Below are 26265 nucleotides of genomic sequence, written 5' to 3'. Positions count from 1 at the left end.
CAGCCTCAATTCCTAATTTCTAATTCTACCTGCCTCTGTACTGATAAAAGATCCCCTTATCAAAAGGCGTCCATAAACAGGCTTTTTGTCCGCCGCTTTTCAAACCGCTATTGGCCCAAGTATTGCAGGTATGAAACAGGCTATAACTACCTTTCGCTTCATAGAACGCATCTGTTTTACCGTAGTTGGCATCCGTAACAATATGCATAATATGTCCCTGCTCATCACGGTCAAAGCTAGCCTGTATATAACTGACTAATTTTGCGTAATGCGCACTATCTGTACTCAGTTTTATACAATCGCTGCCTGCTGACATGCTGAAATAATAAGTCGCGTGGATAGCGGAAGTACTCAGACCTGTAGCTGCCTTAAATGCAGTGCTGAACTTCAGATCTGCCCAGGTAGGTGTTTCCAGGTAAAAGCCTTTATCACCCCAACCGAAAGCGATCCACTGTGCGGAAGTATCCTTGCCTTTTGTGTTGGAAAACAGGACCTCTTTGCTCCAGTCGATCTGTGCATTTCTGACAGGCATCACCAGGTCGGTATGCACACCATTTGTGAGGATGAACAGGGTGATATCATTTCCGGAAGGTTCCTCTTTATCAACCGAAATGCGTGAAAATACATAAGCTGCTGACAGGTACAGGGCTACGAGTAATACAGGGGTCAGGATGGTCCACCCAAGGATCTTGATAATTTTCTTCAATGCTGTTTTATTTACCGGAAGTCATGCTTCCATCTCCTAAAATTAGTATTCTGGCAGTAGATTATCAACTAATCCCCGGAAGGAGTTCTTTAAAAAATCGTAAACACTTTGTTTCATAAGCATATTATTATACATTACGGGAATTAAAATACAACTCCAATGAATACCTACGAGGAACACTTCGAGGCTTCCTGCAAATTAAGGGACGAATACTGGAATACCGTTGGCAAACTGGACCCTGATGTGATCGCACATGCGATCAATCCTTCCTTCATGGGTGGTCCGAGATGGCCCTCACTCAGACAGGCATACGCCACTATCCGCCGGCCAGAGCGGACGATCATTGCCAGCGATGGACTAAGTGATCCTTATGATGATATGGAGACGAATAATGCCAATGCGCCTTATAACGGATTCGGGCTGGAAGTTTATGTAGCTTCCGCACCCATTGAGGGACAGGTAAGCAATACCTGGCAGTTCCAGCTGGCCTACCAGGCAGCACAACTAATGGCCAATCATGGAAACGTCATAGGGCTGCTGGAAGAAATGACCTATATTACCAGCGAATTCTACGATGTGGATGTCCCCGCTGAATTTGTGAACGAAGAAGGAAGAGTGGGCGTAATTATGGGACTCCCTGATGAAACTGTGCCCGATACGGTCGACCTTACAATCGAACCGGTTAAAATCGTCAACGTAAAATTACTGACACTGGCAGAACTTGAATATGTGACCCAGCATGGTGCAGAAGGCCGTATGAAACTGGCCGAACTGCTCCTGCAACAGGGAGACGCCCCCCTTTCTGACCTGGACAGACCATCAGTAGTTTAGTACATCATGATCGCGTAGAAACAGCATTGTATACTGCTATAAATGTGAATACCTGTGCACATCCCTATGTACACAGGTATTCATGTATTATATCTTGAGAAACAATCAAAACAAACCCTCTATGCGAAAACCCTCAGCATGGTCTTTAGTGTTCACGTTACTACTGACCATCACACTCCATTCCAACGCGCAGGTAGCGCCTGCAGCACAATCAGTGACCGGTAAACTGATGTGCGGGTACCAGGCCTGGTTCAACTGTTATGGCGACGGCTCGCCGATAGAAAGATGGTCTCACTGGAGCGGCGGCCGTTATCGTTCAGACACACCTAAGCCAGCTCCCGGCCGTATCACCTTTGAAGCCTATCCGGACGTAACGGAATACCCGGCCGCCAACCTGTTCCAGACAGCACTCGGCAACCTGAATGATGGCCGTAATGCCCGCTTATTCACCTCCTGGAAACAAACAACTATCGACCTGCATTTCTCCTGGATGCAGCAAAATGGTATCGACGGCGTAGCGCAACAACGCTTTCTGGGCCCTACAAGAGACGGTGTCTATAAGGCCAGTATGGACAGTCTTGTACTCAGAATAAGACGCAGTGCCGAAAAATACCAGCGTATTTTCTACATCATGTATGATATGAACGCCGATGACACTGCTTTCTTTAAAGCAGACTGGCTGCATATCGAAAACGATCTTCGTCCGCAGGAATCACCCTATTATGCACATCAGAACGGTAAACCTGTTATCTGTATATGGGGCTTCGGACTGAATGAACGCAGCAATCAACCAGCTAACAGTCTCGCTATTATCAACTGGCTGAAAGGCAAGGGATATTATGTGATTGGTGGCGTACCTGCCGGATGGCGTACTGGTACCCGTGACTCCTATGCCGGTTATGAGAATGTATACAAAGCATTCAATATGCTGTCTCCCTGGGCAGTTGGCCGGTTTGCCAGTATCGCAGGTGCAGATAATTTCAAAAATGAGAACCTGGCACCTGACCTGGCCTATTGTAATGCCAACGGACTGGATTACCAGCCGGTTATATTTCCCGGCTTTGCCTGGAGTAACTGGAATGGTGGCACCAGGAACCAGATCTCCCGTGCGAAAGGGGAGTTCTTCTGGAGACAACTGTACAATATCAAAAGCCTGGGCATGAACACAGCCTATATCGCCATGTTTGATGAGTACGATGAAGGCACTGTGATCGCAAAAATGGCGGACAGCTACTTTGCCGTACCTAACAATCAATATTTCCTGACCACCAGTGCGGATGGCACCTATATCGGGGCTGACTTTTATCTGCGACTGGCAGGACAGGCTACGAAAGTATTGAAAGGTACCGCTCCGCTGACCACCAACGTGACCATCCCCTATTCTACCGCGCCGCTCTGGTTCCGTACCAGTATGGAAGCACAGTATGACGCTACCCTTAGCTGGACAGATACGCCAGACCAGAGTGTCATACCTACAAACGTGACCGGTGACAATGGTACCGGAACACCCATCTGTGGTATTGTACAGAATGAGATCAGCCGTACAGGACCTTCTGCTATCCGCTTTGCGGGAAGAGCTACATCTGCTGCTGCGAATGCCTACTGTGCGTATAAAGTGTTTGACGTGAATATTCCTGTTACCGCCAGTACCGGACTTAGTTTCTGGCTGCATCCCACCAATAACATTTCGCGTTATGTAACCGTGGACCTGATCATGACAGACGGCACCTCCCTCCGGGATGCAGGCGCTGTTGACCAGCATGGTGTATCCATGCATCCGGGTGCAGGACATGGTACTGTGAACACCTGGTCGCAGGTAAGCTGTAACATCGGCAGATGGTTAAGCGGAAAGACAATTGACCGGATTATCGTTGATTATGTGCATGGAAACGAAATCGGCAATTTTAAGACCTATATAGACGATATTATCATCAGTGATACAACTGCGGCGGCTTTTGGTGCAAAGACGGCTGCAGCGCCTAAAACGGCCGCAAATGAAGCTGGTTTCAGTATCTATCCACAGCCAGCCAATAATCATATTACCTTACAGTTTGATAAAGAATGGCAGGGAAAGACTTCGCTATCCATTCTTAACACCGCAGGGCATCTGGTTGAACAAAAGCCTTTACAGATAGCCGGGAACAGTTTACAGTATCCTGTTTCACAGCTAAAAAGCGGCATGTATTATCTAAGATTGAGTAATGGAAAGAAAGTAGTCACAAAAGAAATTGTGGTCGTACACTAACACTGACTATAAATGAAAAGCGCCTGTATCGTCTTTTGATACAGGCGCTTTTTTATCAGGATACCCGACAAGATCAGGTAGTCGTTTTATCACACTTCTTCAGAGTATTTCATCAGCATTTCCCGCTCTTTCTTCGTCAGGCTTTTCATGCCGCGTTTATGGATCTTTTCCAGCAGATAATCAAGGTCCTGCTCCTCACCGGCACGTTCCAGGTGATACCTGTCGTCCATATCATAATCGCCGACATGCGCTTTAAAATACCTGTTATCAATAAACAGAATATGCGGACATGCAGCAATAACGTAAACGAAAAGGGCGCCCGGGAGCAGAATAGACAAGATGGTGCGATAATTTTCCGCAATCACTTCCGGTACCATACACAATGCCACGATCATTCCGATCAACGCACCACCCAGATGCGCTTCATGTCCTACATTGTCTTTTTTGGATTTGATCCCGTAAATGGAGTATAAAACGAATAAAGCCCCATACGCCCATCCGGGGATAGAAAAGGGTATTCCGAAGAAACCGAGCCGCATAGCAGGAAAGACAGCGATCGACGCGAAAATGACCCCGCAAACGGCCCCTGAGGCACCTACAGCGCTATAATCCCCATGGTTACGGTGAATCAGCAGGGACAGCAGGTTTCCTCCCATCAGGCCTGCAAAATATAAAGTCAGGTAAGCCGTAGGCCCCAGCTTTGCTTCCAGGCTATTACTAAACAGAAAAAGAGACAGCATGTTGAAAAACAGGTGCATCCAGCTGACATGCAGGAAACCGGAGGTAATCAGCCGCTTGTAGTCCTTTTCGATCAGGATACGATCCACTTCAAATGAATACTTATTAAAAAAGGAACGATCCTTTAGTCCTTTGTAAGACACTGCAATGTTTACAACAATCAGTAAGAGGTTAATAACACCAATGTATGCCATTCAATGCGGGTTTTAAAATAACTATAGGGAACGTCAGCCAGATATATCCTTATCCAATATTGCGATTAGTACAAATATATCCAATTCTGCCGTCATGAATTCGCGCTTTCACGGAATTTTAATTAATATTAGCAAAAATCGCACCCATGATTTCAAGACCTCAACCTGGCGAATTTGTACCCTACCAGGAAGTGTACATTAACAGTGTCGGTGATGCCGAAGTACCGGCTATTGCAGAAGAACTGAAGGATAGTACGTATGCGTTCTTTTCGAAGATCCCTGAAGAAAAAGGCAGTTATGCATACGCTCCGGGAAAGTGGACGATCAAGGAAACTTTGGGGCATATGATCGATACAGAGCGTGTATTTGCGTACCGGTTGATGTGTTTTGCCCGGGGAGAGCAACAGGGGTTACCCGGCTTTGAGCAGGATGATTACGTCCTGAACTCATTTGCCAATGACCGCTCTTTGCAGGAACTGGCAAATGAATTCAGGGTGGTACGTGAGTCTACTATATACCTCTTACGTAATCTAAAAAAAGAGCAGGAAACAATTATGGGCATTTCCAGCGGGAATCCAATCTCTGTAAGAACACTGGCTTATATCATTCCCGGACATGAACTGCACCATTTACGTATACTGAAAGAGCGGTATTTACCGGGACTTGGCATCCAGATCTAACCAGGTATTGACAGTATTATCAGCTGTTTCCAGTACGATCTTATAAAAGCGGGAAGGCAATTGCGCAACGTTGATCAGTGCATGACGGTCCTGTACGGGTACAGTTGCCAGCAATTTGTACTCGTCAGTACCGCCCGTTTTGAAATTGTTGGTGGTAGTCACCCAGATCTTCACCTTACCTGTATCCTGCAGGGCTGACCATTTCAGGTCAATGTTTTCCTGTATGAAATTGGCGTTTACATTCGCTATCGCCACCTTGCCGATCATCGGAATACCATCTATTTCACGTGCCGTGCTTACCGGAATATCCATATTCAGGTAACGGACAATTGTAGGCATGATATCCACAATACCCGGCTCATAGTAACGGGCATACTCATTGGCAGGTTTATAGCTGCTCACCATCCAGGTACTGCGCTGACGTGTCGACTGTCCGCCGTGATCGCGGCCGGTCTTTTCATCCCGACCATGGTCTGTTGTGATCACCAGCATCCAGTCTTCCTTAAAATGCTGCTGCCTGTAGGTGATTGCCTCCCAGAGACGGCCCATCTGCTTATCCATCAGTTCTACCGCTTTGTAAAACTCCGGACTGTCACCATAGCCATGTCCCATATCATCGGTATACTCCAGGTAAACCCATGACAGGGAAGGCGCGTCTTTTTTGATACCGGCAGTTGCCTCGTCGATCACTTTTTCATCAATCGCATGCATAAAGTCCCTTTTCCTGTCATGCGGAAAGTGAACAGTATCCAGCTCATACCCATCTGCATGCAGATCGATATGCACATTTCCGGCCTGTGCCAGTCCATCTCCAGCCAGTTTGGTACGATTGTCCAGCCAGCTGGAATAGATCGCTACCTTTTTAGCAGGATACTGTGTCTTAAACAGACGGAAAAGGTTATAATAATGATAGTTAGGATCTGTAATGTCGTTATCAGGCACATTGTGTTTGTTCACCCAGGTACCCGTCAGCAGACTGTTATACCCTACCGCCGATATGGTCGGCGTCTGGTTATAGGTGTTCTTATCACCACCTACATGCATACGGGTATACCTGCCCGCATCAGCGATACGGTCAATAGCGGGCGTCTGTAGTTTTTCCAGTACATCTGCCGGAATACCATCTGCAATGACAAACACGACCTTCTTTTCTCTTTGCTGGGCCTGTGCTGCTCCTCCTAAAAGGAGACATAAGCAGGAAGCCAGGTATATTTTCTTCATCATGACTTAAAATTATAAAATACAACTTATTCTGCCTTCAGTAACCACATAATGCCATTAATATTGTCATTACCGGAGAACTGACTTCCGATAGCTGCATTTACATTCGCCTGATTGTTCTGTAATTCAGTTACAGGATACATCCAGCGTTTAGGTACTTTCTTATCATTCAGCACACCACCACCGGATACATCAAATGCAGGTAAACCGGTACGGCGTTGTTCGTAGAAGAAGTGCCAGTCGCTGTTCATGAAAGAAGCGATGTATTTCTGGGTCATGATCGCTTTCAGCTGATCAGCAGCAGGGTACGGATTAGTGGTCAGGTATTCATCAATAGAAGGCTGGGTAATGCCGTAGAACAACATAGAAGCCTGTACACCTTTCTTATAGTAATCAGCTGCACTACCATTGATCCATCCACGTACAACACCTTCTGCCAGAATAAACTGTAATTCAGCATAGCCAACCGCTATACTTGGTTCATTCACCGGATTGTTGAAATAACGGGATTTGATCTTAGATACTTCACCTGCCAGTACTTTCGTACTGTTATCATTCAGCGGATCACTTCCTTTTGCACCAGCATATGCTGCAAAATCATTATCCGGCAGGGATACATATTTAGGCGCTTTCTCTGCAAAACGGAACAGACGCGGGTCTTTCAGTCCTTTCAGCAGGTCAACAAAAGTTGCATCCAGATAGTAAGCCGTTTGCAGATCGTTGTCATTGTAGGTAGGATAACGGGTACCCAATACGTCATGGAACACCAGTTCACCGTTATCAGCATTACCTGTCATCAGTGGATAGGTCTCCGGATTGTTGACGATCTCTGCGAATCTTGCCTTTACGTTCAAAGAAGCACTATTTTCTTTCAGGGAAAGGCTCATAAGTGTACGCAAAGACAGCGTATTGATCAGGCGTTTCCACTGCTCCATGGTACCACCGTAGAGGATATCACCCTGTACTTCCGGCGTTGTATTTGTGATCAGCGCATTGGCTGCCTTCAGATCATCCAGTATGGATACAAAGATGTTCTGCTGTTTGTCATATACAGGAGATAAACCACCGTTCTCTCCTTTCAATGCATCTGAATATGGAATATCGCCGAAGGTATTGGTCAGCTTCAGGAAGTAGTAAGCCTTAAAGAATTTCACCAGCGGAACATATTCCGGCTTATCCATTCTGTTTGCTTCTTCTTCCATTTTAACTACCTGACGCAGGTCATTGTAGGTATCAAAACCTGCACGTGTCCAGCCATAGTATTGCTCATTGGATACGCTGTTCACAAACACCATCTGTCTGGTAGCCAGTGTTGCGCCCAATGTAGTAGACTGAAACGCATCCTGTATCACGGTACTCAGCAACAGATCAGGCGTAGATACTGTCGGCTTGTTAGGATCTGTCTGGAAATCCTCAAATTTCTTACAACCTGTTGCCACGATCAGCAGGGCGGCTGCTATGTTAAATATTTTTCTCATTGTTGCTGACATTAGAATTTAAGGTTAAGGTTCACACCGATGCTTCTTGTAGAAGGCGTCTGTAAGTTATCCACACCTGAATCCGGATCAACGTTCGGCATTTTGGTGAACAACAACAGGTTACGACCTACAGCAGAGATATCTGCGGCACGGAATACACGACCTTTCAGCCATTTGGATGGTACTCTGTAGGTAAGTGTAAGTTCTCTCAGTTTCAGGAAGCTCTGTGAATAGTAGTTGTAATTCACGTCTGCACCATTGCTGGTATTGGTCATGTAGTCGATATAATTCACACCCTGTGTATTTGGCGCAAACGTTCTGTTATCACTAACAATGTTACCATCTGCATCATAGGTAGCCTGACCGGAAGTCACTACCACACCTTTACCTACGAAAGTGGATTTGTTATCATTGGCATCATCCCTGAACTGATTAACAGTACCCGGATGTGTACCACCCCACCACATTTTCTGATTGGTCGTAGAATACATCATTCCACCCAGACGACCATCCACCAGGAAACGCAGCGTGAAATCGCCATAGGAGAAACTGTTCTCCAGACCATAGATCAGGTCCGGATCTGAATTACCTACGAAACGCTGAATGTTATCTTCCAGCGGGAATCCATCCGCTCTGTAAATGATGTTACCGGAAGGGTCCTTCTGATAAACAGTTGCAAAGATCCTGTCTGTTCTGTCGCCTGCTTTCAGATAACCCAGTTTATTACCACCGGTGATCTCTTTCAGGTGACGACGATAGGTGCTCAGGTTCAGCATTACATCCCATCTGAACTTTTCTTTACGGATCGGCGTTGCAGTTGTTACGAGTTCAACACCTCTGCGCTGATACACGTGACCGTTTTCCAGTCTGCTGGCAAAACCACTACCCAGTGATACCGGAATGCTCAGGATGTTGTTATAATCTTTCGTCTGGAAATAGGTCAGTTCGAAGCCCAGTTTATTACCAAAGAACTTGGCATCCACACCAGCCTCCCAGCTATCAGAAGTCTGCGGACGAAGCGAAGTATTTCTGATAACGTCTCTGTATTTCAAACCAGGTACGCCATCCCAGGTAGTACCCTTATCATAGGAAGGCAGGTAACCATAAGTATAGCTGTCATCCAGTGTTCCGCTGGACACACGGGAAACAGCACCTCTTGCTTTCAGGAAGGAGAACCACTCAGGTAAACGTGTCAGCTGAGAGATCACTACCGAACCTGATAAGGAAGGATAGAAGAAACTATTATTCTGAATAGGTAATCTGGAGATCTTGTCATTACGTCCTGTCAGGGAGAGATAGATCGCATTGTACAGTTCTACGTCAACGATACCGTATACACTCGCTGTTCTGCGTTCTTCCAGCCAGTTGGTGGACTGTACAGCATTTGCAGAGTTACCGAGATTGTACAGACCAGGGATGGTCAGACCATCTGTATTGCTGGAATCACCTTTGAAATTACGGTAGTAGTTGGAACCACCTACCTGTGCATGTACTTTAAAATGCTCACTGAAAGTATGGTTATAATCTACGATCAGATCAGATACCACATCGAAGTAGGTGTTGGAAGTAAGCGTGTACTGACCTCTTGATTTATTACCATATCCGATATAGCTCTTAGGTTCGTTATAGTTGCGGTTCAGGCTGTACTGGTTAATACCGGTACGGAATTTTGCACTGAAAGAAGGACTGATCTTATAATCCAGGTCAACGGAACCAAAGGTGTTGTTCTTATCATATCCTCTCAGGTATTCATATGCCTGGAAATAAGGGTTGTTATAATAAGAGATATTGTAGTGGCGCTGCTGGATGCCTTCCTTGCCCGGTACCCAGTAGTTACGCAGGTCGCGTACATCGATATCCGGACCTGTCCACAGGATCAGGTTATACAGGTAGTTGGTAGGACCGTAACCTGTTTCAGGGAAATTGTGGGTATATTCTTTATTGTAGCTGATACGACCGTTGATGCTGAAGTTCTTCGTCATGTGGTAGTTACCTGCCATGTTGAAGGAAGTGTTCTTCAGGTCAGTATTTGGTACGATACCCTGCTGGTAGATATGAGAAGCAGAAGCTCTGAAGCTACCATTCTCGCTTGATTTAGTAAAGCTGATATTGTTGCTGGTGATAACACCTGTTCTGAAGAAATTCTTCACATTATCTTTACCACGGGACAGAAAAGGCAATGGCACCAGTTTGCCGGTAGTAGGATCTACAGGGCTGTTGAACTGTGGTGTTTCATAATAACCACTTGGTGTGGAAGGATCACGCTGATCCAGTTTAGGACCCCATATCCAGCCAAAGCCTTCAGGACCAGAACCGGAACCATCGATATATTGATATTCACCTTTGAAACCGTTACCATAAGTGGTCTGCACTTTAGGGATACGGATAAAGCTGGTCTGGAATTGTGTAGAAGAGTTAAAATCAACGCTCAGATCTTTGGAACCACCTCTTTTGGTCGTGATCATGATAGCACCGTTATAACCGATAGAACCGTATAATGCAGACGCAGAAGCACCTTTCAGTACGGTCATGCTTTCGATATCATCTGCATTGATCTTATAAAGATCGGCTGACTGATCAGGTATACCATCAATCACGATCAATGGCTTTGCACCACGCAGGGAAATACCCGGATCCTGGAAGAGGTCAGTTGTATTTCTGATGGTCAGACCCGCAACGCGGCCGGTCAGGGAACTGATTACGTTCGGCTCACGCGCCTTTACGAGATCAGCACCTTTTACTTCCTGTGCAGAATAACCAACTTTTGCCTTTTCCTTTTTGATACCAAGTGCTGTTACCAGTACTTCAGAGAGTTTCTTCTCATCATCCAGTAAGGTTACCTGATATGTTTCGCCTTTACCAACAGTTAACTGAAAGGGTTGAAAACCTGTGAAAAAGAACTGTAAAACTTCTCCTTCGTTTGCTTTGATCTGGAAGTCACCATTATCGGTAGAGATCGTACCACGTTTGGTACCTTTTACCATGATAGATACACCAGGTAAAGGTTGCTTTTTAGCATCCGTTACTTTACCGGAAATGGTTTTCTCCGCAGGATCTCCCGGGTTGTTAATAACACCTGCTTTTACGATGATGTTATTATCCAGGCATTTGTAGTTGAATGAAACCTGTCCTGCGAGCTGCTGTAATACGTTTTCCAGCGTTGTATTTCTCGCATTCAGATTTACTTTTCTATCCATCAGTCCGGACTGATCCACACAGATGATAGCATAATGCGTTTGTTGTTCGATCAGTTCGAACACTTCTTCCAATGGTTTATTATGTACGGTCAGAGAGCAGGGTACCTTGTGCAGGTCCGCGCGCATCCCTGCCTTTACGGTTGTAAATGGCAATGAAAACACACAGCAAAGCAACAGGCATAAAACTGCCTTACTGCGTGCGATACTCAGATGTTGGTAAAAAGGAAACATAAATTCATGCATTTAGCGTGATTGATAGGCGTTGTTGTTGGTAAATCGGATCTTTTTTCCGTCAATGGTGTAATCAAGATTGTCCGTTGCTTTGATCACGTTCAGAATGTAATTGAGTGGCTTGTCATTAAACTTTGCAAAGAGTTTATAATGCGCCATAGCCGGGTCTGCGAAGGTGATCTCGACATCATACAATTGCTCCAGTCTGCGGGCAACCACTGCCAGTGTTTCGTTGCGGAATACCAGTAAGCGGGACGTCCAACCGGTTACTGATTCCACATCATAAGCCCTGGTGTAGGCATGCTGTGCATGACTGTCATAATATAATTCCTGTCCTGGTTGTAGTTCATACGGTTTGGGCTGAGCGGGAACACTCACCTGTACCTTTCCGTCTACCAGTGACACAGCAGCACTGTCCACACCTTTATAATGTGCGACATTAAAACGCGTTCCCAGTACCTGTACTGACAATTGGCCTACCTGTACGGTAAAAGGATGGTGCGCGTCTTTGCTGACGTCGAAAAATGCCTCACCTTCCAGGATGATCTTCCTGTCACCCTTTCCGAAGTCCTGTGCATAACGGATACTACTTTGTGGCGCGAGATGCACTACTGTACTGTCTGGCATTGTTACTTTCAGTACCTGTCCGGGTAAGCTCTTTTTCTCCATATATGCGATAGCGTTACTACCACTATTATGGCGCAGATAGAGTACACTACCTATTATAATACCTGTTACAGCAGCTGCGGCCGCGATCTGCGTACGGTATCGTTTAATAACAGTGACTATCCGGGATTGCTGACGACTGCTGATACGCTGTTTGACATCGCGCAGTGCTGCATTCACCAATACTTCATCGTGTTGCTGCCGGCTACTCTGCCATATATCTTTCAACACGCTGTAAGTCTGTCTGTTCTCTTCTGTGCTTTCCAGCCATTCAGCCAGGAAATCTTCTTCCCATGGGACGGTCTGTTCGTTAAAATGCCTGGTGATCAGTAAATAAAGCTCCTGCTGTTCCAATATTTTTCCGTTTACAAAGAGAAGGACGTTAAGACGGATCCTGCTCGTGACAGAAAAAAACGAGTTAACATATTGGTAACATTGGATAGGCTGCCTTGAGGAATTTGAGTGCGCGGAACATGTGTGTCTTAACGGAATTCAGCGATATATTTAACAGCCCTGCGATCTCATCATAGCTGAATCCTTCATATCTGTGCATTTTAAATACAAGCCGCATCTGAGGAGGTAACTGAGCGACAAGCGACTGAATATGTGAGGTGATATCCTTATACATTAACTGGTGATCAGGTTGTTGATAACCAGCATCTGCTGTTTCGGCCAACACCTCTTCAGGAAGGTTAAAGATCGTCTTGCGTTTGCGGTAATAGTCAAATACCCTGTTTCTTACAGAGACATATAAATAAGCGCTTAAAGTGGTGGAAATGTCTATCTGGCGACGATTATGCCATAGGGTACAGAACATTTCAGCTACAATATCTTCTGCCTCGTCTGTAGGATATGGCAGGAGTACCTTGGCAAACTGCAATAATCCTTCATAATAACGTTTGAAGATAGCATCAAATGCATCTTCGCTGCCGGAGATGAATAATTGCAGGTAGTGGTTATCATCGAAAGACTGGCGTGCCATTGACGCAAAGCTAAGGGGCGGGCGCGGGTTTTAATGTTAGGTTTTTATTAAGTCTTGGGATATAGTATCAGGGGTTAATTACCAGAATTTCACACATGCTGATAGCTGGAAACGGGAGATACTGCAATGGAGATACTGAGAATTATACTGATAAGGTACTTTTCTATACTTACGCTTCGTTGATGCTGCCTTTTTTACGTAAGACGAACGAAGGGTAACTATCATCAGACTATAGTGTAAATATTGATTGCTGCAATGCTGTTCCTGTTATACGCTATTTCCACATCATTTAAAGATACCAAAAGTTGCTGTATCCCGGTTGCAGGCAATCATTAAAAAACAACTATCAACTGATTTACACTTATTGTATACTACAAAAAAAATGCGCTGTCTGCATGTATCTGCAAACAGCGCATCTGTTATTTCATTCAATTATCAGAAATAGATATCAACATAATCTACTACATTATTCCCTTCACAATTATCCATCTCCTGTAAACGCCAGTATTTTCTTGCACCTTTTGCCAGGAAATGATAAGTACCTGTTTTATCACAGACCTCTCCTTTGTTAATGTTCGCATATCTGGTCTGTATCTTACCGGTGAATGTCATTTCTGCGAAAGTGACAACGGTCAGCGTACCATCGATCGTAACAAAGTCACCATCTTCTCCACGTTGTTCACCCTTCACGGTATAGGTACCATCCTTTTGTTTCTTTATCTGCACCTTTCCGGGTTTATCCCAGCTGATCCATTGCAGCGTAAAATTATGTGTGCCTTCACGTAATTTCTTAGCAGGCTGCTGTGCAAAAATAACTGAGCATACCAGGCTCAGGAAAAATGTCATACTGAGGAAAAGCCTTTTCATATTTAAATCTGTTAGATTTATTATCACCGGAAATACCCCGGTGATTCCATCAACCAAAATAAAACTAAATCGTTAAACAATCATAGACATCCCGTTACTGGTCTAGTTGAATACCATACCAGCTGCAATTTCATTTTCTCTGAAACCTTTACTGGTCTTGCCTTTCAATAGACCAGAGAAAAAAACATCTAAACAGGTTAAAAAAATATCTGACTGAAAAATGTGCTGTTTATATATAATAATATATGTCACAACACGAGGCAATCCATACCACCATGATCCTTCCTGCGCATGCCCCGGTAGTTTTCCGGACTGACGTGCATACTCTTCTTGAACAGTCTTGAAAAATGGTAAGGATCATCATAGCCGATCGCCACTCCGACCTGCTTGATCTTCATATCTGTAGTATACAGTAAAAGACAGGCCTGTTGCAGCTTCAGGTGAATGAAATAGTTCAGTGGCGACATACCGGTCGTCTTTTTAAACAGCGTGGAAAAGTGAGATGGAGACAGCTCCACCAGCTGTGCCAGCTCTTCTACGGTTAGTACAGCAGTGAGATGCTGCTGCATGTAGATGATCGTTTCATTGATCCTGTCACGGCTCTGTTCCCGCTCCCTGGGTGTTTTATCCGGGAACAGGAAAGTGGACAGAAAGTGGTACAGATGCAGGTTTGCTTTGCCCAGGTTATCTTTTCCGAATCCCATTTTCAGGCATTGAAACATCGTATTCCACAGCTGAATTCCTTTTTCATTTCTGTGAATATGCCTTGGTCCGTCATATAAACCAATGCTGAAACCCTGGTTAAATGCGGCCATGTCTTTGCCTGTAAAGTGCACCCAGTAAATAGTCCACGGGTTTTCATCATCGGATCCATAGCGTAAAGGAAGCTCCGTTGCAGGGATGATGACAAATTCGTTCATGCCGACCTTGAATGTCCTGTCGTCTATTGAATACCAGCCTTTACCATGCGTACAGTAGATCAGTATATTATCGATACAGCCCTTCTCTCTGTCTCTGTAATGAAAGGCGGCTTTAGGAAAATAACCGATATGGGTAATATACAGCTGGCCCAATACAGGATTGATTTTGATTGCGTTTTTCCAGACTGCCTCGGGGAGACTTATTAACTGTTCTCCTTCGAAGCCGTCCCTTCTCTTCAAAGTCCCCATAACGTGATTCTTGTTTTGATGTTTCTTGTAACTGAAAAATACTTATTCCCCGCGACATAATCGTGGAATAATTCATCAAAATAGACGAATTAGCTATTTACACCGCAGAGGTGATGAAATAGATTTGCCAGATAATTCCATTTATGAAATAGCATTTTTCACTAACACAATTTCCCAAAAGACTGGTTTATGCCACGTATCCTCTCCATGTCCCGGTTACCCGGGGCGCTAAAACACGTATACCTATTAACGCTGTTTTCCACGTTCTTTGCCTACAACGCATTTGCACAACAGCCGGCCAAAATCACCGTCACAGGTACGATAACCGATTCGTCAGGAGCAAAACTCGAAGGGGTGAACATCGTCGCGGAAAACAAGAAGAACGTCGCCACGTCGACCAACCAGACTGGAAAGTTCATCCTTGATGTCGAACCGGGTACAATGCTCCGGTTTTCCTTCGTGGGTTTTGAACAACAGTTCATCAGCGTTAACGCTTCTACCAAAGTGATCAACCTTGTACTGAAACCAGCCACATTCAAGGCAGAAGAAGTAGTAGTGGTTGCCTACGGCCGCAAACAGCGGAAAGAAGCAGTAGTGGGATCTGTTACATCGATCGATCCCGGTGCATTAAAAATTCCATCCAGCAACCTGACGAATGCGATGGCAGGACAGATTGCAGGGATGGTCGCTTTTCAGCGCGGAGGCCAGCCCGGTCTGGACAACTCCAACTTTTTCATCCGTGGCGTAACCACGTTTGGTTACAGTGCGAGTCCACTTATCCTTGTGGACAACATCGAACTGAGCGCCAATGACCTGGCACGTCTGCAGGTAGATGACATCGCCAGCTTCTCTATCCTGAAAGATGCCAGCGCTGCTGCACTGTACGGAGCAAGAGGCGCCAACGGTGTGATCCTGGTGACCACCAAAGAAGGTAGGGCAGGTAAAGCGAATGTAAATGTCCGTTATGAGCGTTCTATTTCACGTCCTACACAGACCGTGAAACTGGCAGATCCTGTGACTTACATGCGACTGTATAACGAAGCGCTGACCACCAGAAATCCACTGGCAACACCGCTCTACACGCCGAATGACATCATCAACACACAGGCAACCATGGATAAGGCTCCGGGCCACAATCCATATGTATATCCGGCAGTAGACTGGATGAAAACACTATTCAAAGATCAGACAACCACACAACGCGCGAATTTCAGCGTACAGGGGGGAACAGACGCCGCAAGGTATTATATAGCAGGTTCCTATGACAGGGATAATGGGATCCTGCAGGTAAATCCGGTGAACAATTTTAACTCTTCCATGAAGTTTGAGAACTATCAGCTTCGTTCCAATGTGAATGTAAAACTTACAAAAACCACTGAAGCAGTTGTTCGTCTATGGGGTAATTTCAACGAATATACCGGTCCTATTACCGGCGACCGTTCCGGTCTGGCCAGCGATATGTATGACAGAGCGCTGCATACCAGTCCGGTAGCATTTCCTGCCTATTTCCCGGCAGATAGCGCCAACCTGCTGACCAAACATATCCTGTTCGGTAACTCACTGACCACTTCCGGCGGATTGCAATCCAATCCTTATGCTGCGCTTATGTATGGCTATAAAAGCTTTTCAGAATCAAGATTGTCTGCGCAGTTCGAGCTTAATCAGAACTTCAACTTTATCACAGAAGGACTGGCCTTCCATGGCTTATTCAGTACCAACCGTTACGCATATTTTGATCTGACCAGATCTTACCTGCCTTTCTATTACGATGTAGCTAACTACGACCAGCCAAGTAATACTTATTCATTAACATGGTTGAACAATCAGCCAGGTTCCGCACAGGAATTTCTTAGCTACTACCCTGGTAATAAAGATGTAAACACTTTTCTTTACTTACAGGGCTCAATCGATTACGCTCGTGCTTTCGGCAAACACAATATCAGTAGTGCCATCATCGCAACCCGCCAGCAGAAGCTGAATGCGGACGCAAATGATCCGGAAACAAACCAGCCATCATTACAATATTCACTGCCTTACCGTAACCTTGGTCTGGCAGGTAGAGCGACTTATTCCTACGCCACCAAATACTTCCTGGAGTTCAACTTCGGTTATAATGGTTCTGAACGTTTCTCTATGCAGAATCGTTGGGGCTTCTTCCCTACGATCGGTGCGGGTTGGGTAGTGTCCAATGAAAAGTTCTGGAAAGGACCGATCTCCAATATATTGACCAGATTAAAGCTGAGAGGTAGTTATGGTCTTGTCGGCAATGATAATATCGACAACACCCGGTTCTACTATCTGTCCAATGTTAAACCGGATGACGTCAACGGACCTTCTGCGGTATTCGGTACCAACAACAGTGTGAAACTGTATGGTACTACTATCCGTAACTATCCTAATCCCGGTGTAACATGGGAAACGGCCCGGAAAACAAACCTTGCCGCGGAACTGACATTCGTTGATAAACTGAATGTTACTGCAGAGATCTATCATGAATACAGGTACAACATCTTGCAGCAACGCGGTTATATCCCTGTTACCAACGGACTGGAAGCAGCGGTTAAATCTAATGTGGGTACCGCTTATGCGAAGGGCGTTGATCTGAATATCAATTATAAACAGACCATCAACAAGAACTTCTGGGTATCTATACTGGCTAACTTTACCGCTACTGCGAATAAGTACGGCCGTTATGAAGAACCACAATACAAATATGATTATCGCTTCCAGACAGGCCGTCCGATCAACCAGCCATTCGGCTATATCGCTGAGCGACTGTTTGTAGATGACAAAGAAGCTGCGAACTCTCCTACCCAGTTATTCGGTTCTTCTCCATTACCAATCGGAGGCGATATCAAATACAGGGATGTAAATAAAGATGGTATCATCAATCAGGACGATCAGGTACCTATTGGTCTGCCGACCACTCCGCAGATCATCTATGGTTTCGGTTTCTCCTTCGGATACAAAAACTTCGACCTGAATGCTTTCTTCCAGGGTCTTGCCAGAGAATCTTTCTTTATCAATGCAACTTCAGAGGATGACAGATACTGGGGTAAATACGGTACTGCACCATTTATCAACAACGCACAGATCCTGCAGGCTTATGCAGATGACCACTGGTCAGAAGAAAAACAGAACCTCTACGCACTCTGGCCACGTCTTTCTACTACTGACATCCTGAACAACCAGCAGCAAAGCACCTGGTGGCTGAGAGATGGTAGTTTCATGCGACTGAAATCACTGGAGATAGGATATACCATTCCTAAAGACTTCGCGAGAAAAATGCATATCAGAAATATGCGTCTTTACTTCAGCGGTCTGAATCTCTTCACGTTCAGCAGCTTCAAACTGTGGGATCCGGAACAGGCGGGACAAGGATTTGCCTACCCTATCCAGAAGGTGTTCAACTTTGGTATCAATGTCAACTTATAAATGATTGCAGATGCAAACGATCATAAAAATATTTATCAGCTCCGCTTTATCTATCTGCCTGCTATCGTCCTGTAACAAATACCTGGACGTAGTACCTGACGATGTTGCTACGCTGGAAAGTGCGTTCGCTAACGCGAATGAAACCCAGGCTTACTTATTCGGATGTTATGCGACCATGCAGGCGCTGACCGATATACGCCGTAATGCCGGCTTTACTACTTCCGGTGAAGTTATGTTCCCTTATCCATTACAGGACCAGACCACACTCGGTGGTGGCGGTGGAGATGCCGGCTTCAGTATCATGCGCGGCATACAGAACAGCGCCAATCCGCTTTTAAACTACTGGGATGGATATAACATGGGACTGAATATGTGGCAGGCCATCCGTAAATGCAATATATTCCTGGAAAATGTACACATCCCGCTTGATCTGCCTGAATTTCAAAGAAAGAGATGGGCAGCAGAAGCAAAATTCCTGAAGGCCTATTTTCACTACTGGCTGATCAGGATGTATGGTCCTATTCCTATCGTAGACGTTAACTTACCGGTGAATGCTTCTATCGAAGATGTAAGGATCAAACAACAACCGGTAGACTCCTGCTTCAGTTATGTTGTACGCTTACTGGATGAAGCGATCGTTGATCTTCCACCAGTGATACAGAACCTTGCTGCTGAACAGGGACGTATCAGTGCCACGATCGCAAAGGCTGTAAAAGCGGAAGTACTGGCAACAGCTGCCAGTCCGCTGTTCAATGGCAACCGTGACTATGTAGCCATGAAAAGAAAAGACGGTACGCTCCTCTTCTCACAGGCATACGACGAAAGCAAATGGACACTGGCGGCGACCGCCTGCCGGGAAGCTATTGATGCCGCAGCAGCTGCGGGTGCCAACCTGTACCAGCTGAGACTGAGCGGAGGTATTGTGCATATGTCAGACGAAACACGCAGAATGCTCACCATACAGGGTGCTTTTGTAGATAGCTGGAATCCTGAACAGATCTGGACACTGAACCCACAGTTTGGCTGGCAGTATATGGCTTCTCCGAGAGTCACTGCTGATGCTGCTGCGAATGTGTTTGCCGTATACTCCAACTTCTCTGTGCCTATCGGTCAGTCAGAGCTCTTCTACAGTAAAAATGGTGTTCCTATCAGCGAAGACAGGACTTTTGACTATAAGAACCGTTATAAATTACAGGCAGGCGATGACTCACATGCATATTATATCAAAAAAGGCTATACTACAGTAAAAGGTAACTTCAACCGCGAGCCCCGTTACTATGCAGATGTTGCATTTGATGGTAGCGTATGGTTTGGTTCCGGTAACCTCGATGATAATAATCCGAACTATGTGAATGCCGTTAACGGATTCGCAGCACCACCTGACCAGCTGCGTTACAATGCGACCGGCTACTGGGCGAAGAAACTGGTACCGTATCAGACGACCTTCGGACAGACCAGCGTACAACAGAACTACTCCTGGCCATTCATGCGCCTCACCGGCCTCTGGCTCTTATATGCAGAGTGTCTGAATGAAGTGAACGGACCAGGCGGTGATGCACTCCAGTGGATCGATAAGGTAAGAGAAAGAGCGGGATTGAAAGGCGTAGCGGAATCATGGTCACAGTATTCTACCAGTCCGAATAAGTACAATACCAAAGATGGATTACGTGGTATCATTCACCAGGAAAGAAGAATTGAAACCGCATTCGAAGGTCAGGCAGGATGGGATCTACGCAGATGGAAAGAATTACAGAATGTACTGAGTACGCCACTGCAGGGATGGAATGTGTTCAACAGAACAACGGAAGGTTACTATCAGCTGAGAATTGCACAGCAGACTGTTTTCGGTGTAAGGAACTATCTCTATCCTATTCAGGACTATGACCTGCTCACGAATCCGAACCTGGTACAGACCCTTTACTGGTAAAGCTTCGCATCTATTGATCAACACAACATTCACGGTATGAAATTTAAAATGCGTCATATACAACAGCTCCTGCTGTTATTCTTTATATCAGGCTTACTGCCTTTCTCCTGTAAGGAGATTGACGGTTACAACGAAATCGTATCTACTGACATGACCAGGCCTGATCCTGTCAAAGATGTAAAAGTGGTAAACTTTAATGGAGGCGCCTATATCACCTATACGTTGCCTAAATCATCCAATATCCTGTATGTACAGGCTACTTACAAGATCAATGATAAGGTGAGCAGGGAAACCAAATCCTCTTATTATTCCGACAGTGTTACCGTCAGCGGCTTTGCAAAGAGCCAGGACTATGACGTGGAATTACGGGTCGTAAGCCGGGCACAGGTATCGTCTGAACCGGTAAGTGTAAAAGTACATCCGGATACACCACCCTATCTGTTATCACGTCCTACTGTCACCATGCGCCAGGATTTTGGCGGTGTACAGATAGACGCGATCAACAAAGCGAAAGCCAATCTGGGGATCATTGTTATTGCACCGGACCAGACCAGCAAGTATCAGATCATCGCGCAGAACTATACGGATAAAGATACCATCTCGTTCAGTCTGCACGGATATGATACTATTCCACAGAAATTCGGTGTGTATGTAACTGACCAGTGGGGTAATATCTCTGATACACTGCTTTCCACTATTACACCTGTTTATGAGGCGCAAATGGACAAATCGCAGTTCCGTAGCTATCAGCTGGGTACAGACGCCAGAACAGGCTTCGGATGGTCAATAGAGAACCTCTGGAATAACAATACAGGCTCTCCTGGTTATCACACCGAACAACCAATACAACCCCTGGTATGGCCGGCAGTGATCACATTTGACATGGGCAAGGCTGCACGACTGAGCCGGTATACCATCTGGAACAGAGGTATAGATGGAAGTGGTACCTGGTTATGGCAGGCCGGCGCACCAAGGACATGGGTATTATGGGGACGTGAGGACAGTCCGGAAGATGAAACAATGCCGGATGAAAATCACCTGCCACCGGTAGGCGGCATGACGCCAAAAGGCTGGATCAATATGGGTTTCTTTACGGCGCCTGACAAACCATCCGGCTTACCAAACCCACAGTATTCCAATGCGGACCTTCAGTTCTGGAATGCAGGCTTCAGTTACAATTTCTCGCTGAACCTGCCTAAAGTGAGGTACCTGCGTTTCGAATGTGTTTCCAACATGGCGCAGACCAACAACTTCTTTAACGTTACCGAACTGTCATTCTGGGGCGATCCGAGATAACCTTCAAAAAAGCAAACAATGAAACGATATAAAATAGCGAATATATGTCTGCTCGGCGGTTTACTCACCGTCCTCGGATGCAGCAAGAAACCTACGGACTACCGTGAATTCCTGAATGGGGAAGAATTAGTGTATCCCGGTAAAGTAGCCAATCCACAGTCGATGCCGGGTAACGGAAGAATACAGCTGATATGGCAGCCAAGCCCTGATCAGAGTATCGTACAATACAGGGTTTTCTGGAACAACAGTGCGGATTCACTTACCATTCCGGCATCCACACACAACACCGTAGACACGGTAAAATGTACGATCCCTGGCCTGTCAGAATACGTATATTCCTTTACGGTTTATTCATATGATGCAAAAGGCAATCGTTCCGTAGCAACGGAGATCAGCAATGCAAGAGTGTATGGTTCGGTATATACCGCTACGCTCAATAACAGACTGACAGATGCAGACAATCCTTTCACGGTGAATGAAGACAATTCAGTAACACTGCGTTTCGTTACACCTGATACGATCAACATTAATACAACGCTGAAGTATACGAATCAGAGCAACCAGGAAGTCAGCAAATCACTGGCGCCTGCCGACAATATGCTCACACTGACCGACTATAAATTTGGCACACCTGTTCTATATCAATCTTCCTATATTCCTGTATCAAATGCACTGGATACATTCTATACACTGCGTGCTGACACCTTCCCTACTATATTCAGACTGGTGCAGTGCGACAAGAGTCTGTTCAGGGAGCGTGACATGTGGGGAGATATGGGGATCTACCAGTCAGATACCAGGGTCAGCAGACTGTGGGATGGTTCTGTCGGACCACAGGGATATCCGAATATCTTCCACGCGGATGGAAACGGATCACTGCCAAGAACACTCAGCTTTGATATGGGAAAAATCTACAACAATCTGGGTGTGATCGAGGAAACGGGAAGAGATTGCTGTAATAATCCTGATCAGTTTGAAGTATGGGGTATTGCAGATATCGACAATGCGATCCCTGAAATGAATCCGAATGAATCAGGCTGGAAAGATGCCATGGTCAATAAAGGATGGACACTGTTGAAGGAAGTCATCAGAACAGACAACGGCAACAACGCCTACAAAACAAACCTGGTCGACAATCCTCCACCAATACGTTATATCCGTATCAGGTTCCTCCATAATGCTAACGGAGAGACAAGTTATGTGAACCTGTCGGAAATTACCTTCTGGAACAAAGAATAAGCACGATAAACTGATGAAGATCTTAAAGAAACACGTTATTACCGCTATTGTCATGATGATGCCTGTTGCCCTCAAAGCGCAGCAAAATTCACTTACACTGAAATACGACAAACCGGCGGCCGTTTGGGAAGAAACAGTACCACTTGGCAATGGACGACTGGGCATGATGCCGGATGGCGGCATTCAGACAGAGAAAGTAGTACTGAATGACATTACCTTATGGTCAGGCGCTCCGCAGGACGCCAATAATTACGAAGCTTACAAGCAATTACCTAAAATCCAGGAATTGCTGAAAGCAGGCCGTAATGACGAGGCACAGTCGCTGATGGACAAAGACTTTATCTGTACCGGTAAAGGCTCAGGAGACGTCCCATTTGGCTGTTATCAGACATTGGGAGAACTACAGATCCAGTTTGCCTATGACAAGGCAGACAAAGTAGCAACAACTGTCTATGAAAGGAAATTATCCCTGCAACAGGCGATTGCTTCCTGTAGTTATAAGGTAAATAACGTGACCTATAACAGAGAGTACTTCACCAGTTTTGGCGATGACCTGTCTTTTATCCGGCTCACTGCCAGTCAGGCTGGCAAGCTGAATTTGCGTATTACCATGAGCCGTCCGGAAAAAGCAGCTACCCGTACAGAAAATGGGGAGCTGTTGCTGTACGGCCAGCTGGATAGTGGTAACGATACCAAAGGCATGCAATACCAGGCGAATGTAAAAGCGCAGCTGAAAGGCGGTACGATCACAACGGAAGAACATGCGCTGGTGATCAAAAATGCGACTGAAGTGATCCTGTATGTAGCAGCCGGTACTGATTTTCATAAAAATGATTTCAAAAAACAGATCAGCACCGTGCTGGCGACAGCTGCGAAAAAGCCTTATGAAGCGCAGAAACAGGCGCATATCCGTAATTACACAAAACTATTTAACAGGGTACAGGTTGATCTTGGTAAAGGAACTGCCAGTACACTAACGACAGACAAAAGACTGGCAGCATTTTATAACAACGCCGCGGCTGACAATGAGTTACCCGTACTCTTTTATCAGTTTGGCCGTTATCTCACTATTTGCAGTACCAGGAAAGGGTTACTGCCACCAAATTTACAGGGCCTGTGGGCCAACCAGGTACACACTCCCTGGAACGGTGACTACCATCTTGATGTCAATGTACAGATGAACCACTGGCCGGTAGAAGTATCTAACCTTTCTGAACTGAACCTGCCACTGGCAGACCTCGTAAAAGGACTGGTAGAACCGGGTCAGCGTACGGCAAAAGCATATTACAACGCACCAGGATGGGTAGCCCATGTTATTACAAACGTATGGGGCTTTACCGAACCAGGTGAAAGTGCCTCCTGGGGTGCGACTAAGTCAGGCTCCGGCTGGCTGTGTAATAACCTTTGGGAACACTACGCCTTCACCAACGATAAAAAATATCTGGCAGATATCTACCCCGTACTCAAGGGCTCTGCGGAATTTTATAACAGTCTGCTGATAAAAGATGAGAAAACCGGCTGGCTGGTTATGTCGCCTTCTTCTTCACCGGAGAATGCATTCTATCTGCCGAATGGTAAACATGCCAGCATCTGCATCGGCGCTACTATTGACAACCAGATCGTACGTGACCTGTTCAACAATATTATCACCGCATCTACTGAACTTGGCATCGATGCTGACTTCAGAAAAGAACTGCAGCAAAAGGTAACCCTGCTACCTCCTCCGGGCGTTATTTCACCGGATGGCAGGATCATGGAATGGCTGGAAGATTATAAAGAAACAGAGCCACAGCACAGACACATCTCCCATCTCTGGGGATTGTACCCTGCTTCCCTGATCTCCGCAGAAAATACACCTGAACTGGCAGCTGCAGCAAAGAAAACCCTGGAAGTAAGAGGAGATGATGGTCCTAGCTGGACGATCGCCTATAAACTGCTGTTCTGGGCGAGATTACAGGATGGCAACCGCTCTTTCAAACTGCTGAAAGAACTGCTCAAACCAACCGCCAGAACTGATATCAACTATGGTGCAGGTGGCGGCGTATACCAGAATATGTTATCTGCCGGTCCGCCGTTCCAGATAGATGGCAACTTCGGCGCAACAGCAGGTATCGCAGAGATGCTGATACAAAGCCACGCCGGATTTATCAACATACTGCCTTCTATTCCTGATCAGTGGAAAGCAACGGGATCTGTGAAAGGATTAAAAGCCAGGGGCAACTTTACAGTAGACTTTGCATGGAAAGATGGTAAGGTAACGTCTTACCGGATCATTTCTCCTAACCCACGCAAGGTGAAAGTAAAGGTCAATGGTGAAATAAAAGAAATCACAGCCATTAAAGGCTGATCATATCCTATACCCTCATTCATTATATGCAACTCCTGACCGGTAAAATAATCTTACTGACGGGCGGCTCATCCGGTATCGGATTTGAGTGTGCCCGGAAATATGCAGAAGCAGGCGCCATCGTTGTGATCATATCCAACGATGCGCCTGCCCTCGCATCGGCCATCAATATATTAGGTCATCCACATCATGCCATCTTCGCAGACATCTCACAATCGGCAGACGTTGAAGCTGCCATCCATGAAACACTGGAGAAGTATGGCAGCATAGACGTTATCCACAATAATGCCGGCATTGCTCATCCTTCCACACCATTACACGAGACCAGTGAATCAGAATGGGACCAGGTGATGAACATCAATCTGAAAAGCATCTATCTGACCACCCGGCATGGCATTTCGGCTCTGAAGGCAAGCAGGGGATGTATTATCAATACCAGTAGTCTGGTGGCCGAAATCGGGCAGGAAAATCATGCTGCGTACACAGCCAGTAAAGGTGCGATCAACACCCTTACCAAATCCATGGCACTCGACTATGCTCCTTTTCAGATCCGTGTCAATGCGGTAGCCCCAGCCGGTGTATGGACACCCATGTTACGGGAATGGGGTAAACACCAGCCCAATGCACAGGGATTTGAACAGTATATGAATGATATACATCTGCTGGGGTATTGTCCGGAAGGAGATGTTATTGCGGATGCGTGTGTATTTCTGGCGTCGGATAAGGCGCGGTTTATTACCGGGCATGTGATGAATGTGAGCGGAGGTGCGGAGTTAGGATATAGAGCCGCGATGCAGGCGGTATCAGACTAACAGG

General features: G+C 45.8%; 18 protein-coding genes. 9 read left to right on the top strand and 9 right to left on the bottom strand.

Going from position 1 to position 26265, the window contains the following annotated elements; all coding sequences use genetic code 11:
• Positions 1 to 25 precede the first annotated feature (25 nt).
• Entirely contained in the window at positions 26 to 706 is a 681-nt protein-coding gene (locus tag BMZ72_RS34420; protein ID WP_218155325.1) for a TIGR02117 family protein, read from the bottom strand.
• Between the two features lie 159 nt (positions 707 to 865).
• Between BMZ72_RS34420 and BMZ72_RS34415 the strand changes: the two genes are divergently transcribed.
• Both BMZ72_RS34415 and BMZ72_RS34410 read left to right on the top strand, forming a co-directional pair.
• Positions 866 to 1537 (top strand): suppressor of fused domain protein, encoded by a 672-nt coding sequence (locus BMZ72_RS34415; RefSeq protein ID WP_089815782.1) that lies wholly within the window; start codon positions 866 to 868, stop codon positions 1535 to 1537.
• Positions 1538 to 1658: 121 nt separating this feature from the next.
• Positions 1659 to 3782: a T9SS type A sorting domain-containing protein gene (locus tag BMZ72_RS34410; RefSeq protein WP_089815780.1), complete on the top strand. Its 2124-nt coding sequence runs from the start codon at positions 1659 to 1661 to the stop codon at positions 3780 to 3782.
• A gap of 89 nt (positions 3783 to 3871) precedes the next feature.
• Here BMZ72_RS34410 and BMZ72_RS34405 read toward each other — a convergent pair whose 3' ends face one another.
• A complete protein-coding gene (locus BMZ72_RS34405) occupies positions 3872 to 4714 on the bottom strand; it encodes a rhomboid family intramembrane serine protease (RefSeq protein ID WP_089815778.1) in 843 nt (280 codons plus the stop codon).
• Positions 4715 to 4860: 146 nt separating this feature from the next.
• Between BMZ72_RS34405 and BMZ72_RS34400 the strand changes: the two genes are divergently transcribed.
• Positions 4861 to 5394: a DinB family protein gene (locus BMZ72_RS34400; protein WP_089815776.1), complete on the top strand. Its 534-nt coding sequence runs from the start codon at positions 4861 to 4863 to the stop codon at positions 5392 to 5394.
• Here BMZ72_RS34400 and BMZ72_RS34395 read toward each other — a convergent pair.
• The 7 genes from BMZ72_RS34395 to BMZ72_RS34365 form a co-directional block, all read right to left on the bottom strand.
• On the bottom strand, positions 5368 to 6618 hold the full coding sequence (locus BMZ72_RS34395) for an alkaline phosphatase family protein (RefSeq protein WP_255373370.1): 1251 nt from the start codon (positions 6616 to 6618) through the stop codon (positions 5368 to 5370). The two genes, BMZ72_RS34400 and BMZ72_RS34395, sit on opposite strands and share 27 nt — an antisense overlap.
• A gap of 23 nt (positions 6619 to 6641) precedes the next feature.
• Entirely contained in the window at positions 6642 to 8093 is a 1452-nt protein-coding gene (locus tag BMZ72_RS34390) for a SusD/RagB family nutrient-binding outer membrane lipoprotein (RefSeq protein ID WP_255373369.1), read from the bottom strand.
• An 11-nt stretch (positions 8094 to 8104) separates the two neighbouring features.
• Positions 8105 to 11521, bottom strand: a complete 3417-nt coding sequence (locus tag BMZ72_RS34385) for a SusC/RagA family TonB-linked outer membrane protein (RefSeq protein ID WP_089816066.1) — start codon at positions 11519 to 11521, stop codon at positions 8105 to 8107.
• A 12-nt stretch (positions 11522 to 11533) separates the two neighbouring features.
• The gene (locus BMZ72_RS34380) at positions 11534 to 12541 is read right to left on the bottom strand and encodes a FecR family protein (protein ID WP_089815772.1); all 1008 of its coding nucleotides are present in this window, start codon (positions 12539 to 12541) and stop codon (positions 11534 to 11536) included.
• 64 nt (positions 12542 to 12605) lie between these two features.
• Positions 12606 to 13169, bottom strand: coding sequence for an RNA polymerase sigma-70 factor (locus BMZ72_RS34375; RefSeq protein ID WP_089815770.1), 564 nt, complete (start codon positions 13167 to 13169; stop codon positions 12606 to 12608).
• Between the two features lie 435 nt (positions 13170 to 13604).
• Positions 13605 to 14036, bottom strand: a complete 432-nt coding sequence (locus BMZ72_RS34370) for a hypothetical protein (RefSeq protein WP_089815768.1) — start codon at positions 14034 to 14036, stop codon at positions 13605 to 13607.
• Between the two features lie 248 nt (positions 14037 to 14284).
• A complete protein-coding gene (locus BMZ72_RS34365) occupies positions 14285 to 15205 on the bottom strand; it encodes an AraC family transcriptional regulator (RefSeq protein ID WP_089815766.1) in 921 nt (306 codons plus the stop codon).
• 189 nt (positions 15206 to 15394) lie between these two features.
• Between BMZ72_RS34365 and BMZ72_RS34360 the strand changes: the two genes are divergently transcribed.
• The 6 genes from BMZ72_RS34360 to BMZ72_RS34335 are packed head-to-tail and all read left to right on the top strand — an operon-like array spanning position 15395 to position 26261.
• A complete protein-coding gene (locus BMZ72_RS34360; protein ID WP_089815764.1) occupies positions 15395 to 18640 on the top strand; it encodes a SusC/RagA family TonB-linked outer membrane protein in 3246 nt (1081 codons plus the stop codon).
• Between the two features lie 10 nt (positions 18641 to 18650).
• Positions 18651 to 20567 (top strand): RagB/SusD family nutrient uptake outer membrane protein, encoded by a 1917-nt coding sequence (locus BMZ72_RS34355; RefSeq protein ID WP_089815762.1) that lies wholly within the window; start codon positions 18651 to 18653, stop codon positions 20565 to 20567.
• Between the two features lie 36 nt (positions 20568 to 20603).
• A complete protein-coding gene (locus BMZ72_RS34350; protein ID WP_089815759.1) occupies positions 20604 to 21863 on the top strand; it encodes a DUF4959 domain-containing protein in 1260 nt (419 codons plus the stop codon).
• Between the two features lie 18 nt (positions 21864 to 21881).
• Positions 21882 to 23102 (top strand): DUF4998 domain-containing protein, encoded by a 1221-nt coding sequence (locus BMZ72_RS34345; RefSeq protein WP_089815757.1) that lies wholly within the window; start codon positions 21882 to 21884, stop codon positions 23100 to 23102.
• A gap of 13 nt (positions 23103 to 23115) precedes the next feature.
• Positions 23116 to 25449 (top strand): glycoside hydrolase family 95 protein, encoded by a 2334-nt coding sequence (locus tag BMZ72_RS34340; protein ID WP_089815755.1) that lies wholly within the window; start codon positions 23116 to 23118, stop codon positions 25447 to 25449.
• Positions 25450 to 25475: 26 nt separating this feature from the next.
• Positions 25476 to 26261: an SDR family NAD(P)-dependent oxidoreductase gene (locus BMZ72_RS34335; RefSeq protein ID WP_089815753.1), complete on the top strand. Its 786-nt coding sequence runs from the start codon at positions 25476 to 25478 to the stop codon at positions 26259 to 26261.
• The last annotated feature ends 4 nt before the right edge of the window (positions 26262 to 26265 follow it).

The organism is Chitinophaga sp. YR627 (genome assembly GCF_900114995.1).
Classification (GTDB): Bacteria; Bacteroidota; Bacteroidia; order Chitinophagales; family Chitinophagaceae; genus Chitinophaga.
This window is presented reverse-complemented; position numbering and strand designations above follow the sequence as displayed.

Excerpts from the sequence above, each read along its gene's own strand:
- BMZ72_RS34415 (WP_089815782.1), top strand. The coding sequence starts at position 866 with ATGAATACCTACGAGGAACACTTCGAGGCTTCCTGCAAATTAAGGGAC.
- BMZ72_RS34410 (WP_089815780.1), top strand. The coding sequence starts at position 1,659 with ATGCGAAAACCCTCAGCATGGTCTTTAGTGTTCACGTTACTACTGACC.
- BMZ72_RS34405 (WP_089815778.1), bottom strand. The coding sequence starts at position 4,714 with ATGGCATACATTGGTGTTATTAACCTCTTACTGATTGTTGTAAACATT.
- BMZ72_RS34400 (WP_089815776.1), top strand. The coding sequence starts at position 4,861 with ATGATTTCAAGACCTCAACCTGGCGAATTTGTACCCTACCAGGAAGTG.
- BMZ72_RS34395 (WP_255373370.1), bottom strand. The coding sequence starts at position 6,618 with ATGATGAAGAAAATATACCTGGCTTCCTGCTTATGTCTCCTTTTAGGA.
- BMZ72_RS34390 (WP_255373369.1), bottom strand. The coding sequence starts at position 8,093 with ATGAGAAAAATATTTAACATAGCAGCCGCCCTGCTGATCGTGGCAACA.
- BMZ72_RS34385 (WP_089816066.1), bottom strand. The coding sequence starts at position 11,521 with ATGTTTCCTTTTTACCAACATCTGAGTATCGCACGCAGTAAGGCAGTT.
- BMZ72_RS34375 (WP_089815770.1), bottom strand. The coding sequence starts at position 13,169 with ATGGCACGCCAGTCTTTCGATGATAACCACTACCTGCAATTATTCATC.
- BMZ72_RS34370 (WP_089815768.1), bottom strand. The coding sequence starts at position 14,036 with ATGAAAAGGCTTTTCCTCAGTATGACATTTTTCCTGAGCCTGGTATGC.
- BMZ72_RS34365 (WP_089815766.1), bottom strand. The coding sequence starts at position 15,205 with ATGGGGACTTTGAAGAGAAGGGACGGCTTCGAAGGAGAACAGTTAATA.
- BMZ72_RS34360 (WP_089815764.1), top strand. The coding sequence starts at position 15,395 with ATGCCACGTATCCTCTCCATGTCCCGGTTACCCGGGGCGCTAAAACAC.
- BMZ72_RS34355 (WP_089815762.1), top strand. The coding sequence starts at position 18,651 with ATGCAAACGATCATAAAAATATTTATCAGCTCCGCTTTATCTATCTGC.
- BMZ72_RS34350 (WP_089815759.1), top strand. The coding sequence starts at position 20,604 with ATGAAATTTAAAATGCGTCATATACAACAGCTCCTGCTGTTATTCTTT.
- BMZ72_RS34345 (WP_089815757.1), top strand. The coding sequence starts at position 21,882 with ATGAAACGATATAAAATAGCGAATATATGTCTGCTCGGCGGTTTACTC.
- BMZ72_RS34340 (WP_089815755.1), top strand. The coding sequence starts at position 23,116 with ATGAAGATCTTAAAGAAACACGTTATTACCGCTATTGTCATGATGATG.
- BMZ72_RS34335 (WP_089815753.1), top strand. The coding sequence starts at position 25,476 with ATGCAACTCCTGACCGGTAAAATAATCTTACTGACGGGCGGCTCATCC.